Source organism: Arthrobacter tumbae (genome assembly GCF_016907495.1).
Taxonomy (GTDB): Bacteria; Actinomycetota; Actinomycetes; order Actinomycetales; family Micrococcaceae; genus Arthrobacter_D; species Arthrobacter_D tumbae.
Window position 1 is genome coordinate 3,355,005 of record NZ_JAFBCC010000001.1, and the last position, 13,754, is coordinate 3,368,758.

The following is a 13,754-nucleotide window of genomic DNA, read 5'->3' on the forward strand; positions in this document are numbered from 1 at the left end:
GACTTATGCCTGGAGGCTGCGATGATTACGAGAAGTCCTGCGCCGACTTCTGCAGCATGTCCAGCCACTGCCTGCGCGCCTCAAGCGCTTCGCGCGCCTCGGAGATCCGGCGGGCGTCCCCGTTCTTTTCCGCTGCTGCCAGATCTTCCTCGAGGGACGCGATGGTGCTCTCGAGCTGACTGAGAGCGCTGTTGGTCCGCGCCTTCGTCTCCGGATTGGTGCGCTGCCAGTGTTCCTGCTCAGCGGTCTGCACTGCGTCCTCGACTTCGCGCAGACGCGCTTCCACGCGCCCCATGTCAGCCCGCGGAACCTTTCCGGCTTCCTCCCAGCGGTCGCGGATGGACTGGAGCGCCTTCCGGGCTGCCGTGGCGTCCTTCACAGGCAGGAGCTTACGGGCCTCCGCGATGAGAGCTTCCTTCACCACGAGGTTGGAACCGTACTCCTCGTCGATCGCCTCGTTCGCAGCCTTGCGTGCGGCGAAGAAGACGTCCTGGGCGGCACGGAAGCGGGTCCAGAGCGCATCGTCGTCCTTGCGGCTTGCCCGCTTTGAACCTTTCCATTCGTCCATGAGCTGCCGGTACTCGGCTGCCGTGTGGCCCCAGTCGGTGGAGGTGGACAGCTCCTCGGCGCGACGGATGAGTGCTTCTTTGGCCTGTTTGGCTTCTGCGTTGTCATTGTCGAGCTGCGAGAAGTATGCCCTGCGGTGGCGGTCGAAGACAGTTCGGGCGGAACGGAACCGCTTCCACAGTGCGTCTTCCGTACCCCGTCCCAGCCGAAGCCCCGATTTTTGAGCGGTTTTCCACTGCTCGAACAATTCGTTCATCCGGTTGCTGCTGGCTTTCCACTGCACGGTGGACGGATCGTGGCCGGCGATCTCCTCGGCCTCGGCGACAATCGCCTCACGTGTTTCCCGTTCGCGGGCCCGGGCGGCGTCCTGCTGCGCTTTCTCCGCCGACTCAAGGTCGGCGACGAGGCCGACCAGTGCTTCGAGCCGGGCTTCAAGTGCGCGCACATCGCCGACCATCTTCCGTTCGGCGACCTGCTCGGCCAGGTGGGCGGCCGTCTTGCGCATGTCCGTGGTGGGCGCTTTGGCGTGAACCCGCTGCTCCAGCAGCGTGACCTGGCCCGCGACGTCGTCGTACTTGCGCACGAAGTAGCCCAGCGCTTCCTCACGCGGGGCATCGGGGTACTGTCCCACGGGGAATTCCTCCCCGTCGACGATCAGGAAGACGTGACCGTCTTCCTCCACGCGGGCGAACTTCTCCACCTCTGCCAGCGGAGTGCTGTGGATAGGGGGAGCGGCGACGACAGCGGGCGCTGCAGGACCATTGGGCCGCGATGCCATGGCAGCCGGTGTGGGGCGTGGACGTGCAGCATTGCCGGGGCCCGGCATCGGGGCGGCCGGTTGAACAGGAGTTGGAACCGACGCCTGCTCAGCAATGGAAGGCTGCTCCGTGCTGGAGGAGCGCTCCAGACTCGAAGGCTCCTCAGCGACAGAAGGCTCCTCCGTGGTGGAGGACTGTTCAGCAACAGAAGGTTCTGCTGCAGCCTCGGGTTGCTCGATTTCGGTCGCTTCGGTTACAGGCGTTTCGTCGGATTGCTGACTGTTTGTCACCGCTAAAAGTCTTTCGCTCGATGGACGGCGCAGTGGCCGTATCCTGAGTTGGTTACTGCAGGGTTAATGAGTCTATCGTCACAGGTGTTGCCGGAGTTCCGTCCACGCCGCCGCCTTCCACCCCGGTTTCGGCGACCTGCCGGACAACGTCCAGGCCTGAGGTCACGGAACCCATGATTGTGTATCCGCCCGTGTTCTGTGGAATCCGGGAATCCTTGTAGACGATGAAGAACTGTGTGCCGTTGCTGTCCGTCGCCGCACCGCGGGCCACGGCGATGGTGCCGGCGGGGTAGACACCGTCCTCGGGCGTGTTCTCCACTGGACCCCACTGGTAGGAGGGATCGCCCGCACCGTCGCCGTTGAGAGATCCGCATTGCAGCACGCCCATGGTATCCGCCGTAGTCAGCCGGTGGCAGGTCCTGCCCTCGAAGAACCCCTCCCCGGCGAGCGAGGTGAAGACGGCGACCGCTTGAGGGGCCTCGCTGCCGTCCAGCTGAACACCGATGTCGCCCACGCTGGTGGACAGGGTTCCCCTGAACATCTTTCCAGCTGCAATCGACGGGTCCGGAATGTTCGAGCTGTTTGCCGTGGATGTAGCCTGCGCGGTCTCCGCGACACCGGGGGCGTCTTCGAGCACGTCCATTTGAGCAGCTGTGGGGTTCGAGCTGAACCAGAAAACCTGCAGGGCGAGCGCGACTGCCAGCACCGCCGCGGCGGCTATCCCCGCCGTCGTGCTGTCTTTCCGCCGCCGTTTCCCCTGCGCGCGCTCCAACTCCCGCCGAGCTTCGATCTGGCTGATATGACGGCGCATCTCGCGTCCGCGACGATCAACGGCCACGCGACCTCCTGTGTCCGACGGTTGTTCCGGGCGTTCCTGCGTTCACCCAGGCACGGTCCGGGCCGGTTAGTCCGGTCCGGCGTGAACCCCTAAAATGAATGCCGCAGACAGTGTAGGCATAGCTGACCGCTTACCTCTCGGTTTCCCGCAGCATCCCGAACCGCCCGGTTGGGGACACCAGCGTCATTTTCCAAGGAGAGTTGCCGTATGGCACGAAAGTCCTCGTTGTCCGGATTTCCCGAATGGTTGCCCCAGGAGCGCCTGGTGGAGCTGCATGTTCTGGACACCCTGCGACGGACGTTCGAGCTTCACGGATTCTCCAGCGTCGAGACCCGTGCGGTCGAAACAGTGGGTCAGTTGCTGCGCAAGGGCGAGATCGACAAGGAGGTCTATGCGGTATCGCGCCTCCAGAACGAGGACACCGGCGCCGCCGTCGGGGACTCGCTTGCGCTGCACTTTGATTTGACGGTTCCTTTTGCACGCTATGTGGTCGAAAATGCCGGCCACCTTGCGTTCCCGTTCCGCCGCTACCAGATCCAGAAGGTCTGGCGGGGCGAACGTCCCCAGGAGGGGCGTGCCCGCGAGTTCACGCAGGCGGACATCGACGTGGTGGGCGACGGCGCACTGCCCTTCCGCTATGACATCGAGCTTGCCCTCGTGGTCGCCGAGGCGCTCAGCGCGCTGCCGATTCCCGACTTCCAGCTGCGGATCAACAACCGGAAGCTTGCCGAAGGCTTCTACCGGGGAATCGGTCTGACGGATACCCCCGGCGTGCTGCGCAGCATCGACAAGCTGGAGAAGATCGGCCCCGTGAAGGTGGCGGAGCTGCTCAAGACCGAGCTGGGTGCCACGGCCGAGCAGGCGGAAGCAGCCCTCAGCCTCGCCGGGATCCGCACCGAAGACACCTCCTTCGTTGACCGGGTGCGCGCTCTCGGCGTTGAAGATCCGCTGCTCGAGGAAGGACTGGCCGAACTCGAGCAGGTCATCGCCGAGGCAGCGAAGCGCGCACCCGGGAAGGTGATCGCCGATCTGAGCATCGCGCGCGGCCTCGACTACTACACCGGCACGGTTTACGAGACGGTGTTGGTGGGCCATGAGGCACTCGGATCCATCTGCTCCGGCGGCCGCTACGATGCGCTGGCGAGCAAGGGCAACCGGACCTTCCCCGGCGTCGGGCTGTCCATCGGCGTCACGCGCCTCGTGACGCGCATTCTGAGCCAGGAATTCGCGGCTGCCTCCCGCCAGGTCCCGACGGCGGTACTGGTCACCCTCGCGAACGATGACTCGTGGTCCGCGGCTCAGGATGTCGCGGCGTCCTTGCGCGGCCGCGGTATTCCCGTGGAGGTCGCGGCAACCGCCGAGAAGTTCGGGAAGCAGATCAAGTTCGCCGACCGGCGGGGCATCCCGTTCGTCTGGTTCACCTCTGAAGACGGCACCCACGAGGTCAAGGACATCCGCTCGGGGGAGCAGAGCGCCGCCGACCCCTCGTCGTGGGCTCCCCCCGTTGAGGACCGCTGGCCGGCCGTCGTGCCTCAGGGCTGAGCCCGCGCGCTGGGCTCTAGTGCCGTCGTCGTCGTACCAGGACCACGGCGGCGCGGCCAAGCAGGCCCACCAGCAGAATGACGGTCATGGTCAGTACGGACTGCAGCGGAAGCGTGAATGCCAGCACCAGGCATCCCGCGAAGCCGAGGATGTTCAGCGCCCGCGGCGCGTACCAGGGACGCGAGGTCAGGGTGAGCGCGGAGAGGTTCGCCACCGCGTAGTAGAGCAGCACGCCGAAGCTGGAGAAGCCCACTACCGTCAGCACATCGGTTCCCAGCAGCAGTGCAATGACGACGACGGCGGTGGCCAGCTCCGCCGCGAACGGCGTGGCCCGGCGCGCTGACACCGCCCCGAAAACCCGCGGCAGGTCACCCTCGCGAGCCATGGCCAGGGATGTGCGGGCGATCCCGCTGATCAGGGCGAGCAACGCGCCGAGGCTCGCCAGCGCCGCCGCAATCGCCACTGCCAAAACGGGTAGTGATCCGCTGGTCGGAAACACTTCTGCCAGGGGCGCCGGCGAGTCCGCGAGGGCGCCCGGCCCCACCGCGCGAAGCAGGCCGAATGCGAGCAGGAGGTACAGGGCCAGGGTGAACCCGAGTGCGCCGAAGATAGCCCGCGGAATGTTGCGTGCGGGCTCGCGGACCTCTTCGCCCATCGTCGCAATGCGCGCATAACCGGCGAAGGCGAAGAACATGAGCCCGGCCGCCTGCAGGACGCCGGTGGGCCCCGCCGGCAAGGCGCCGGCGTCGTCGGCCGGCTGCGCAAACGCAGCGACGATGACGAAGGCGAGGACGGGTATCACCAGCGCGACAATGATTCGCGTCATGAGTGCGGTGCGGGTGATGCCCAACAGGTTGACGGACGTCAGAGCCGCCACAGCTGCCACCCCTGCAGCTTTCTCGAAACCCGGGGCCGCGTACAGCCCGAAGGTGAGTGCCATCGCCGCGCAGGAGGCAAGTTTGCCGGTGATGAAACTCCAACCGGCCAGGAAGCCCGGCCATTCGCCGAGCTGGCGCCGCCCATAGGTATAGGTGCCGCCGCTCACGGGATGCACGGTGGCCAGCTGGGCCGATGCCGCGGCGTTGGCATAGGCGACGACGGCGGCAAGGGCGACTGCGAGCGGCAGCAGGGAGCCGGCGGCTGCGGCGGCGGGGGAGAAGACGACAAAAACGCCGGCGCCGATCATTGAGCCGATGCCGACCGTCGTGGCGTCGAACCCACCGAGTTGTCTGTTCAATGCCTGCGGCATTTCGCGATCCCCGTCCGGTGAGAAGCGTGGCCGGGAATGCATCTCATCCGGCGGTAAACTCGAACACTGAGATTCAACCACGATCCACAGACCTGGATTAATTCCACCGGAAGGAATGCTGTGCTGCGCACACATGACCTTGGTTCACTACGGACCGGGCACATTGGACAGACCGTTACTCTCGCCGGATGGGTGGCCCGTCGGCGTGACCACGGCGGCGTGGCATTCCTCGATCTTCGTGACGCTTCCGGCGTCGCCCAGGTCGTTGTGCGGGAGGAAGACGTGTTCCATGGATTGCGCAACGAGTACGTGCTGCAGATCATCGGCACCGTCGAGAAGCGCCCCGAGGGCAACGGGAACCCCGCTCTTGCAACGGGAGAGGTCGAGGTCATCGCCGAAAAGGTGACAATCCTCAATACCTCGGACCCGCTGCCGTTCCAGATCGACGAGCACGTCGAGGTGGGCGAGGAAGCCCGCCTCAAGCACCGCTACCTCGATCTCCGCCGTCCCACGCCGAACGCGAACCTCCGCCTGCGCTCCGAAGCGAACCGGGTTGCACGCGAGCTCCTGCACTCGGACGGCTACGTGGAGATCGAGACGCCCACCCTCACCCGTTCGACGCCCGAGGGCGCCCGCGATTTCCTGGTTCCAGCCCGACTGGCGCCCGGATCCTGGTACGCGCTGCCGCAGTCTCCGCAGCTCTTCAAGCAACTTCTCCAGGTGGGTGGCTTCGAGAAGTACTACCAGATCGCCCGGTGCTACCGGGACGAGGACTTCCGCGCCGACCGGCAGCCCGAGTTCACGCAGCTGGACATCGAGGCAAGTTTCGTCGAGCAGGATGACATCATCGCGCTCGGGGAGGAGCTGGTGACGGCGCTGTGGAAGCTGATCGACGTTGAGATCCCGACGCCCATCCAGCGCATGACCTACGCCGATGCCATGGCGCGTTACGGCTCCGACAAGCCGGACCTGCGGTTCGGCCTCGAGCTGACTGAGCTCGCTGAGTACTTCAAGGACACCGGATTCGGCGTGTTCAAGGCCGCATATGTTGGTGCCGTCGTCATGCCCGGCGGGGCCTCCCAGCCGCGCCGCCAGCTTGACGCGTGGCAGGAATGGGCCAAGCAGCGCGGCGCGAAGGGCCTTGCGTACGTCCTCATCGACGACGACGGCAGCCTCCGCGGTCCCGTCGCCAAGAACCTGACTGACGCTGAACGGGATGGCCTGGCGGGCGCCGTTGGTGCCAAGCCGGGCGATTGCATCTTCTTCGCCGCCGGCGAGAAGTCCTCCTCGCGCGCGCTGCTCGGTGCTGCACGGGTAGAGATCGGTCACCGGACCGGGCTGATCGACCCGGAGGCGTGGGCGTTCGTGTGGGTTGTTGACGCGCCCATGTTCGAACCGGCGTCGGACGCCGTCGCAGCAGGTGACGTCGCCGTGGGAACCGGGGCGTGGACGGCCGTGCACCACGCTTTCACCTCACCGAAGCCGGAATACCTGGACTCCTTCGACACTGATCCCGGGAACGCAGTTGCGTATGCGTACGACATCGTCTGCAACGGCAATGAGATCGGCGGCGGCTCGATCCGTATCCACCAGCGGGATGTCCAGGAGAGGGTCTTCGCTGTGATGGGCATCAGTCCCGAGGATGCCCAGGAGAAGTTCGGCTTTCTGCTTGAGGGCTTCAAATACGGCGCACCGCCCCACGGCGGCATCGCCTTCGGCTGGGACCGCGTAGTCGCACTCCTCGCCGGCAGCGACTCCATCCGCGACGTCATCGCCTTTCCGAAATCCGGCGGCGGCTATGACCCGCTCACCGCTGCCCCGGCACCGATCACGCCGCAGCAGCGTAAGGAGGCGGGCGTTGACACGAAGCCGGTTGGAAAGTCCGACGCGCCCTAAAAATGTGAAAGAATAAGTTCGTACAACGTGCTCCGGGGTCGGTGTAATTCCGAACCGGCGGTTATAGTCCGCGACCCGCGCGCAGCCCCTCGGGGCAGCAAACGGTTGAGCCGGTGAAATTCCGGCACCGACAGTTAAAGTCTGGATGGGAGAAGCACGTGCAGCTTTCGGCTGTGCCCTGTCGTGGGCGCGTGATGCGTCCCAAGACAGCGCCCGCCGATGTCTGTCGTTCCCCCGGAGCCGCAAGAGCCAGGTGAGGAACGAGATGGACCTTTCTACCGAGATGATGGCCATGGAGCACGCGCTGCTGCTCGCGGGCCAGGGCGTGCGCGGCGCCAACCCTCTGGTGGGCGCTGTGCTTCTCGATGACGACGGCGCGATGGTTGCCACCGGTTTCCACCTCGGCGCAGGCACCGATCACGCGGAAGTAGCCGCGCTGAAGAGCGCTGCACTGCAGGGCGTGGACCCTGCCGGCTGCACCATGGTGGTGACGCTGGAGCCGTGCAACCACACCGGGCGGACGGGTCCCTGCACCGAGGCGATTGTGGCCGCCGGCATCACACGCGTTGTATACGCTGCCTCCGATCCCACCCCCGACGCCGCAGGCGGGGCCGACCGGCTCGCCGACCACGGAATCGACGTATCCGGCGGGCTTCTCGCGGACGCCGCAACTGAGCTGAACCGCCGCTGGCTCGGTGCCGTCCAGGCGCGGCGTCCCTTCGTGACAGTCAAAGTGGCGCAGAGCCTGGATGCGCAATCTGCGGCAGCGGACGGCTCAAGCCAGTGGATCACCGGCCCGCACGCCCGCGCAGACGGACACACCATCCGTACGCGCGTCGACGCCGTCCTCGTGGGCACCGGCACAGTCCTCGCCGACAATCCCCGCCTCACCGCGCGGGCACTGGACGGTTCCGACGCCGACCGCCAGCCGCTGCGGGTTGCCGTCGGGCTCCGGGGCGTCCCCGGGGAAGCGGCAATGCGCGGAAGCGGGTTCGTGCACCTGGAAACCCATGATCCACTGGCCGCGCTGACTGAACTGTACGGCCGGGGCGTGCGGCACGTTCTCGTGGAGGGGGGCCCACAACTGGTCGGCGCCTTCCTCATGGCGGATCTCGCCGATGAACTCTTCGCCTATGTCGCGCCGATGCTCCTCGGCGCCGGCGTGCCCGCCTTCCAGCGGCTCGGCGTAGCAACGCTTACTGACGCCCATGTGTGGCGTCTCGACCCGGACGGGGCCGCGGCGCTCACTCAGCTCGGCGACGACGTGCGGCTGCACCTCAAACCCATTGCGCCGCCTCCGGCGCCTATCAGGAAAGGCCCCTAAGTGTTCACAGGAATTGTTTCCGGACAGGGCAACGTCATCTCCCTGCAGCGCACGCCGGACGGTGGGAGCGCAGTGCTGGTCTTTGACGCCGGCGCAACCGGCGCGGGGCTGGAGCTCGGCGGGTCCATCGCGGTTAACGGCGTCTGCCTCACCGCCACCGCCATTGACGGCGGCACCATCAGCACCGACGTGATGGGGGAAACGCTGACCCGCACTACCATCGGCCGGCTGGCCGCGAAAGATACGGTCAATCTCGAACGGTGCGTCGCCGCCAACGGGAGGCTGGATGGCCACGTTGTGCAGGGCCACGTCGACGGCGTAGGCACCCTCATTGAGCGTCAGGACCTGGGCTCCTGGGAGCGGCTGCGCTTCAGCGTTCCGGCCCCGCTGGACCGTTACGCTGCGGAAAAGGGATCCATTGCGGTGGACGGTGTATCGCTCACCGTCACCGCCGTCAGTGACGCCGGAGCGCCCGAGCCCTGGTTCGAGGTGGGGCTCATCCCGACTACCCTCTCCGAGACGGGGTTGGGTGCGAAGCACATCGGCGACCCGGTGAATCTCGAGATGGATGTCCTTGCCAAGTACGCGGAGCGACTCCTTGCCTTCACGGGAGATGTCACAGGAAATGGGGCGCAGGCATGACTCCGCACAGCAACCCCAACGCGGTAGAGCCGCAGGGCGGGGCCGTCCTCGACGTTGCTCTGGATCCGGTGGAGGCGGCCGTCGCTGCGCTGGCAGCGGGCCGCGCCGTCGTCGTCGTTGATGATGCCAACCGCGAGAATGAGGGCGACATCATCTTCGCTGCCGAGTTCGCCACCGCCGAGCTGACGGGATGGACCATCCGGTACACCTCGGGCGTGCTGTGCGTTCCGGTGACGGGGAAAACCGCGGACCGGCTGGAGCTGCCCGCCATGGTGATCAATAACCAGGACGCCAAGCAGACGGCCTACACCGTGTCCTGCGACGCCGCGGTCGGCGTCAGCACCGGTATCAGCGCCGCGGATAGGGCGCTGACCGCCAGGGTTTTGGCCGCGCCGTCGTCTGTTCCCTCTGACCTCACCCGGCCGGGCCACATGTTCCCCCTGCGGGCGGTGGAGGGCGGCGTGCTGCAGCGGCGCGGACACACCGAGGCTGCAATTGACCTGTGCCGGCTGGCCGGCGTGGAACCGGCCGCAGTGATCGCGGAAGTCACCCACGACGACGGCGGCATGATGCGCCTGCCCGCGCTGCGCGAGTTCGCCACCCGGCATGGGGCACCGCTGATCTCGATCGAGGATCTGGCCGACTATCTTTCGTCCCGCGCAACCGGAGCCGGGGAGTGAGTGCAGTCACCGGCGGCCCGGTAGTCACCATTCCGACGGCGTGCGGACCGTTTTCCGCGCAGGCCTGGACGGACGCTGCCTCCGGCGTTGAGCACCTCACGATGTCCGCGCCGGGCACCGACAATGCCGACGGCACCCCGCTGGTCCGGATGCACTCGGAGTGCCTCACCGGTGATGTGTTCGGCTCCTACCGCTGTGACTGCGGTGAGCAGCTCGAACAGGCGCTCGGACTGGTCCAGGAGCAGGGCGGAACAGTTGTCTATCTGCGGGGGCAGGAAGGCCGCGGCATCGGTCTCGCCAACAAGTTGCGCGCCTATGCGCTGCAGGAGAACGGCGCCGATACGGTCGAGGCGAACGAGCAGCTCGGTCTTCCCGTCGATGCGCGCGATTACCAGGCTGCGGCGGAAATCCTCACAGCGTTGGGCATCACCGAGATCCGGCTGTTGAGCAACAACCCGGTCAAACGGGAGCACCTTGAGCGGTACGGCATCACTGTGGTGTCGATGGTGCCTTCGGAGATACCGTCCCGGCTGGAGAACCAGCATTACCTCGAGACGAAGCGGGACCGCCTCAACCACCAATTGTCCCATCTGGAGGAGCGGTTCCATCAGCGTCCCCAGGAAAAGATCGTTCAGCAGAGCTGACAGTTCCTTCAGCGAATCCACCCCCATTCCAAGGAGAACCATGGCCGGACACGGCGCCCCCACCATCGACGTCACCAGCATCACGGGACAACAGCAGAAACCCGTCCGACTCGCCGTCATCGCTGCCAGCTGGCACACCGCCATCATGGACGGGCTGCTTGACGGCGCCCGCCGGGCCGCGGCGGATGCCGGTGTCGGAGCCGACGTGATCCGCGTGCCGGGCAGTTTCGAGTTGCCCGTCGCCGCGGCGAGGCTGGCGCCCCACTATGACGCCGTTGTCGCACTCGGTGTTGTCATCCGTGGCGGCACGCCGCACTTCGAGTACGTGTGCCAGGCTGCGACGTCGGGACTCACCGACGTCAGCGTGCGCACTGGTGTTCCGGTGGGCTTCGGAGTGTTGACCTGCGATACGGAAGAGCAGGGCCTGGACCGCGCCGGGCTTGCCGGTTCGAGCGAGGACAAGGGATACGAGGCCACCGTTGCGGCATTGGCTACCGTTGCTGTACTGGAACCCTGGGGTAAGTGAATCCAGGGAAGTGCCGCAGGAGTTTCGTCACATGGAACGGCACCGATACGGCGGATTCCATGGAACCCAGTAACCTAGACAGAGTGAAATCCTTCGATACCCTCTTTGTCGAGCTGAGCGAGAAAGCTGCCGCCCGCCCATCCGGGTCACGCACCGTGGCTGAACTGGAGTCCGGCGTGCACGGCATCGGCAAGAAGGTCGTCGAGGAGGCTGCCGAAGTGTGGATGGCCGCCGAGTATGAGTCGAACGAAGCTGCTGCAGAGGAAATCTCGCAGCTGCTTTACCATCTCCAGGTCATGATGATCGCCAAGGGACTCACGCTGGAAGACGTCTACAAGCATCTGTAGCCGCGCGGCGACAATCTTCACAGAACCCGCGCGCGGCCCAGCGCCTGCTTTCAGGCGACGTCCCCCAGCAAACCCTCCTTCCCAAAGGAAACCCATGCTTCGAGTTGCAGTCCCCAATAAGGGATCCCTGTCTGAATCCGCCTCCGCGATGCTCAGCGAGGCGGGCTACCGCCAGCGCCGCGACACCCGCGAACTGGTGATGCTGGACCCCGAGAACGACATTGAATTCTTCTTCCTCCGGCCGCGGGACATAGCGGTCTACGTTGGTTCCGGAACCCTCGACGTCGGAATCACCGGCCGCGACCTCTTCCTTGACGCGCAGGTGGACGCCGAGGAGCTCCTGCCCCTCGGCTTCGGCGCGTCAACGTTCCGCTTCGCCGGGCCGGTAGGGAACTTCGCCGCTGTCGCCGAACTTGAGGGGCGCCGCCTGGCCACCAGCTACGACGGACTCCTGCGCGCCTTCCTGACCGAACAGGGGGTCGACGCCACCGTTGTCCGGCTTGACGGCGCCGTGGAATCGTCCGTGCGCCTCGGCGTCGCGGATGCCATCGCTGATGTCGTCGAAACGGGGAACACCCTGAAGGCCGCCGGCATGGAGATCTTCGGCGAACCCATCCTGAAAAGCGAGGCAGTCCTCATCGGGCGCCTGGATGCAGCACCGGCCGGTCTCGACATCCTGATCCGTCGGCTTCAGGGCGTGCTTGTCGCGCGCCAGTACGTGCTGCTGGATTACGACATCCGCAAGGAACTGGTGGATCAGGCCGCGGCGCTGACACCGGGTCTTGAGTCACCCACGATTTCGCCGCTGCGTGATTCCGAGTGGGTTGCGGTTCGCTCAATGGTGAAGCGTCACAGCACCAACCGGATCATGGACGAGCTCTATGACCTCGGCGCGCGCGCCATTCTGGTGAGCACCATTCACGCGTGCCGGATCTAGGGCGGACCGAACAATGAGTGTGGCAATCCGGGTCATACCCTGCCTTGATGTCGACGCCGGACGCGTCGTCAAGGGAATCAATTTCGAAGACCTCCGCGACGCTGGGGACCCAGTGGAACTGGCGCACCGCTACGACCGGGCAGGCGCTGATGAACTGACCTTCCTCGACGTCACCGCTTCCTCCGGCAACCGCGCCACCACCTTCGACGTGGTCGCGAAAACCGCCGAGGAAGTGTTCATCCCACTGACGGTGGGCGGCGGCGTCCGGGAGATTTCCGACGTCGACCGGTTGCTTCGCGCAGGCGCCGACAAGGCGTCCATCAATACGGCGGCGGTCGCACGTCCAATGGTCATTGACGAGATCACGTCCCACTTCGGCTCACAGGTACTGGTGCTCAGTCTGGACGCACGCCGGACGGACAATCCCGCTGCCCAGTCAGGCTTCGAGGTGACCACGCACGGCGGCCGGAAGGGGACCGGGATCGACGCGGTTGCCTGGGCGCGGGAAGCGGCTGAGCGCGGCGTGGGCGAGATCCTGCTCAACTCCATCGATGCTGACGGCACCCGTGAGGGCTTTGATCTTGAGATGATCCGGGTTGTGCGGGCGGCAGTCAACGTGCCCCTGATCGCCTCCGGCGGGGCGGGTGCACCGCATCACTTTCCGCCGGCTGTGGCCGCGGGCGCCGATGCGGTGCTGGCGGCATCCGTGTTCCACTTCGGTCCCGTTGACGCGATCGCTGAGGTGAAGAGGGCTATCCGGGACGCCGGTTTTCCGGTTCGTTAGAACCTGGCTTCCCTAGAGCCCGACCTCGGCGCTCTCAAGGAGTGCTACGGCGTCGGGCTGTCCTTCGAAAGTGACCAGTGCATGGCGGGTGCGGCCGTGGGCATGCATGAGCAGTTCCCCGGGCTCACCCACGATGGCCACCGAGACGGGGGCCCGTTTCGCTACGTGCCTGGGACCGTCCGGCCGCACCAGCACGATGCCGAGATCCACCCCGCGGTAGAGGATGGCGGCGCGCTTGATCAGCTCGTCCCAGAGTGCGTTCGAATATTCCTCATCCAGCGCGCGCGGCGCCCACCTGCTGGTTGCCCGTCGGACGTCCTCGGTGTGCACGAAGTACTCAATCAGGTTGGTGCTGGTGTCGATCGATTGCACGCGCATGGGGGAGTAGAACGGATGGCCCTTGCGGAAGTCATTGACCAGCGCTTCGTACGCCGGTGCTGACGCGGATTTCGCCGCGAGGGTGCGGGTGGCCTTCTCTGAAACAACGGCCAGCGGCTTGATGAGGGCACCGATACCAACGCTGGGCCTGTGGCCGCGTAGATACAGGTGGGCTGCAAGTTCCTTCGTCTGCCACCCATCGCAGAGCGTGGGGGAGTGGGGCCCGGCCGCCAGCAGGGTTTCGGCGAGGACTTCACGGGAGGGATCAACGAAATGCATCACTCTCGAAAATAGCATGATAGACGTGCTCCATGCCCGGGTGGGTGCCCGCCCCTTCCGGCACGACTAGAAT

Annotated in this window: 14 protein-coding genes and 1 riboswitch; of the genes, 10 read left to right on the forward strand and 4 right to left on the reverse strand. The window is 65.9% G+C overall.

The window, feature by feature from the left end:
- Positions 1-25: 25 nt before the first annotated feature.
- On the reverse strand, positions 26-1,615 hold the full coding sequence (locus JOD47_RS15815; RefSeq protein WP_204535743.1) for a DUF349 domain-containing protein: 1,590 nt from the start codon (positions 1,613-1,615) through the stop codon (positions 26-28).
- 52 nt (positions 1,616-1,667) lie between these two features.
- Positions 1,668-2,453, reverse strand: coding sequence for a peptidylprolyl isomerase (locus JOD47_RS15820; protein ID WP_307836348.1), 786 nt, complete (start codon positions 2,451-2,453; stop codon positions 1,668-1,670).
- Between the two features lie 207 nt (positions 2,454-2,660).
- On the opposite strand from JOD47_RS15820, the gene hisS reads away from it, so the two are divergent.
- Entirely contained in the window at positions 2,661-3,995 is a 1,335-nt protein-coding gene (gene hisS / locus JOD47_RS15825; protein WP_204535745.1) for a histidine--tRNA ligase, read from the forward strand.
- Positions 3,996-4,011: 16 nt separating this feature from the next.
- On the opposite strand, the gene JOD47_RS15830 is transcribed toward hisS, so the two are convergent.
- Positions 4,012-5,244: an APC family permease gene (locus tag JOD47_RS15830; RefSeq protein WP_204535747.1), complete on the reverse strand. Its 1,233-nt coding sequence runs from the start codon at positions 5,242-5,244 to the stop codon at positions 4,012-4,014.
- A 120-nt stretch (positions 5,245-5,364) separates the two neighbouring features.
- Between JOD47_RS15830 and aspS the strand changes: the two genes are divergently transcribed.
- The 9 genes from aspS to hisF all read left to right on the forward strand — a co-directional run bounded on the left by aspS (position 5,365) and on the right by hisF (position 13,024).
- Positions 5,365-7,140 (forward strand): aspartate--tRNA ligase, encoded by a 1,776-nt coding sequence (gene aspS / locus JOD47_RS15835; RefSeq protein ID WP_204535749.1) that lies wholly within the window; start codon positions 5,365-5,367, stop codon positions 7,138-7,140.
- 24 nt (positions 7,141-7,164) lie between these two features.
- A riboswitch (FMN riboswitch) is annotated at positions 7,165-7,301 on the forward strand.
- Positions 7,302-7,405: 104 nt separating this feature from the next.
- On the forward strand, positions 7,406-8,464 hold the full coding sequence (gene ribD / locus JOD47_RS15840; protein WP_204535751.1) for a bifunctional diaminohydroxyphosphoribosylaminopyrimidine deaminase/5-amino-6-(5-phosphoribosylamino)uracil reductase RibD: 1,059 nt from the start codon (positions 7,406-7,408) through the stop codon (positions 8,462-8,464).
- Positions 8,465-9,106, forward strand: a complete 642-nt coding sequence (locus tag JOD47_RS15845) for a riboflavin synthase (RefSeq protein ID WP_204535753.1) — start codon at positions 8,465-8,467, stop codon at positions 9,104-9,106. It abuts the gene before it with no gap.
- The gene (gene ribB / locus JOD47_RS15850) at positions 9,103-9,786 is read left to right on the forward strand and encodes a 3,4-dihydroxy-2-butanone-4-phosphate synthase (RefSeq protein WP_204535755.1); all 684 of its coding nucleotides are present in this window, start codon (positions 9,103-9,105) and stop codon (positions 9,784-9,786) included. Before JOD47_RS15845 ends, ribB begins: the two co-directional genes overlap by 4 nt.
- Positions 9,783-10,430, forward strand: a complete 648-nt coding sequence (ribA, locus tag JOD47_RS15855; protein ID WP_204535757.1) for a GTP cyclohydrolase II — start codon at positions 9,783-9,785, stop codon at positions 10,428-10,430. Before ribB ends, ribA begins: the two co-directional genes overlap by 4 nt.
- 40 nt (positions 10,431-10,470) lie before the next feature.
- Positions 10,471-10,956 carry a 6,7-dimethyl-8-ribityllumazine synthase gene (ribH, locus tag JOD47_RS15860; RefSeq protein ID WP_204535759.1) on the forward strand — a complete coding sequence of 162 codons (486 nt, stop codon included), beginning with the start codon at positions 10,471-10,473 and terminating at the stop codon, positions 10,954-10,956.
- Positions 10,957-11,039: 83 nt separating this feature from the next.
- A complete protein-coding gene (locus JOD47_RS15865; RefSeq protein ID WP_204535761.1) occupies positions 11,040-11,303 on the forward strand; it encodes a phosphoribosyl-ATP diphosphatase in 264 nt (87 codons plus the stop codon).
- A gap of 94 nt (positions 11,304-11,397) precedes the next feature.
- Entirely contained in the window at positions 11,398-12,240 is an 843-nt protein-coding gene (gene hisG, locus JOD47_RS15870) for an ATP phosphoribosyltransferase (RefSeq protein ID WP_204535763.1), read from the forward strand.
- A 13-nt stretch (positions 12,241-12,253) separates the two neighbouring features.
- On the forward strand, positions 12,254-13,024 hold the full coding sequence (gene hisF / locus JOD47_RS15875) for an imidazole glycerol phosphate synthase subunit HisF (RefSeq protein ID WP_204535765.1): 771 nt from the start codon (positions 12,254-12,256) through the stop codon (positions 13,022-13,024).
- 12 nt (positions 13,025-13,036) lie between these two features.
- On the opposite strand, the gene JOD47_RS15880 is transcribed toward hisF, so the two are convergent.
- Positions 13,037-13,681 carry a TIGR03085 family metal-binding protein gene (locus tag JOD47_RS15880; RefSeq protein WP_204536814.1) on the reverse strand — a complete coding sequence of 215 codons (645 nt, stop codon included), beginning with the start codon at positions 13,679-13,681 and terminating at the stop codon, positions 13,037-13,039.
- Positions 13,682-13,754 lie beyond the last annotated feature (73 nt).

Bases quoted from the DNA above. Each gene is read 5' to 3' on its own strand.
- hisF (WP_204535765.1), top strand. From the start codon at position 12,254: ATGAGTGTGGCAATCCGGGTCATACCCTGCCTTGATGTCGACGCCGGA.
- hisS (WP_204535745.1), top strand. From the start codon at position 2,661: ATGGCACGAAAGTCCTCGTTGTCCGGATTTCCCGAATGGTTGCCCCAG.
- ribD (WP_204535751.1), top strand. From the start codon at position 7,406: ATGGACCTTTCTACCGAGATGATGGCCATGGAGCACGCGCTGCTGCTC.
- ribB (WP_204535755.1), top strand. From the start codon at position 9,103: ATGACTCCGCACAGCAACCCCAACGCGGTAGAGCCGCAGGGCGGGGCC.
- JOD47_RS15830 (WP_204535747.1), bottom strand. From the start codon at position 5,244: ATGCCGCAGGCATTGAACAGACAACTCGGTGGGTTCGACGCCACGACG.
- JOD47_RS15880 (WP_204536814.1), bottom strand. From the start codon at position 13,681: ATGCATTTCGTTGATCCCTCCCGTGAAGTCCTCGCCGAAACCCTGCTG.
- ribH (WP_204535759.1), top strand. From the start codon at position 10,471: ATGGCCGGACACGGCGCCCCCACCATCGACGTCACCAGCATCACGGGA.
- hisG (WP_204535763.1), top strand. From the start codon at position 11,398: ATGCTTCGAGTTGCAGTCCCCAATAAGGGATCCCTGTCTGAATCCGCC.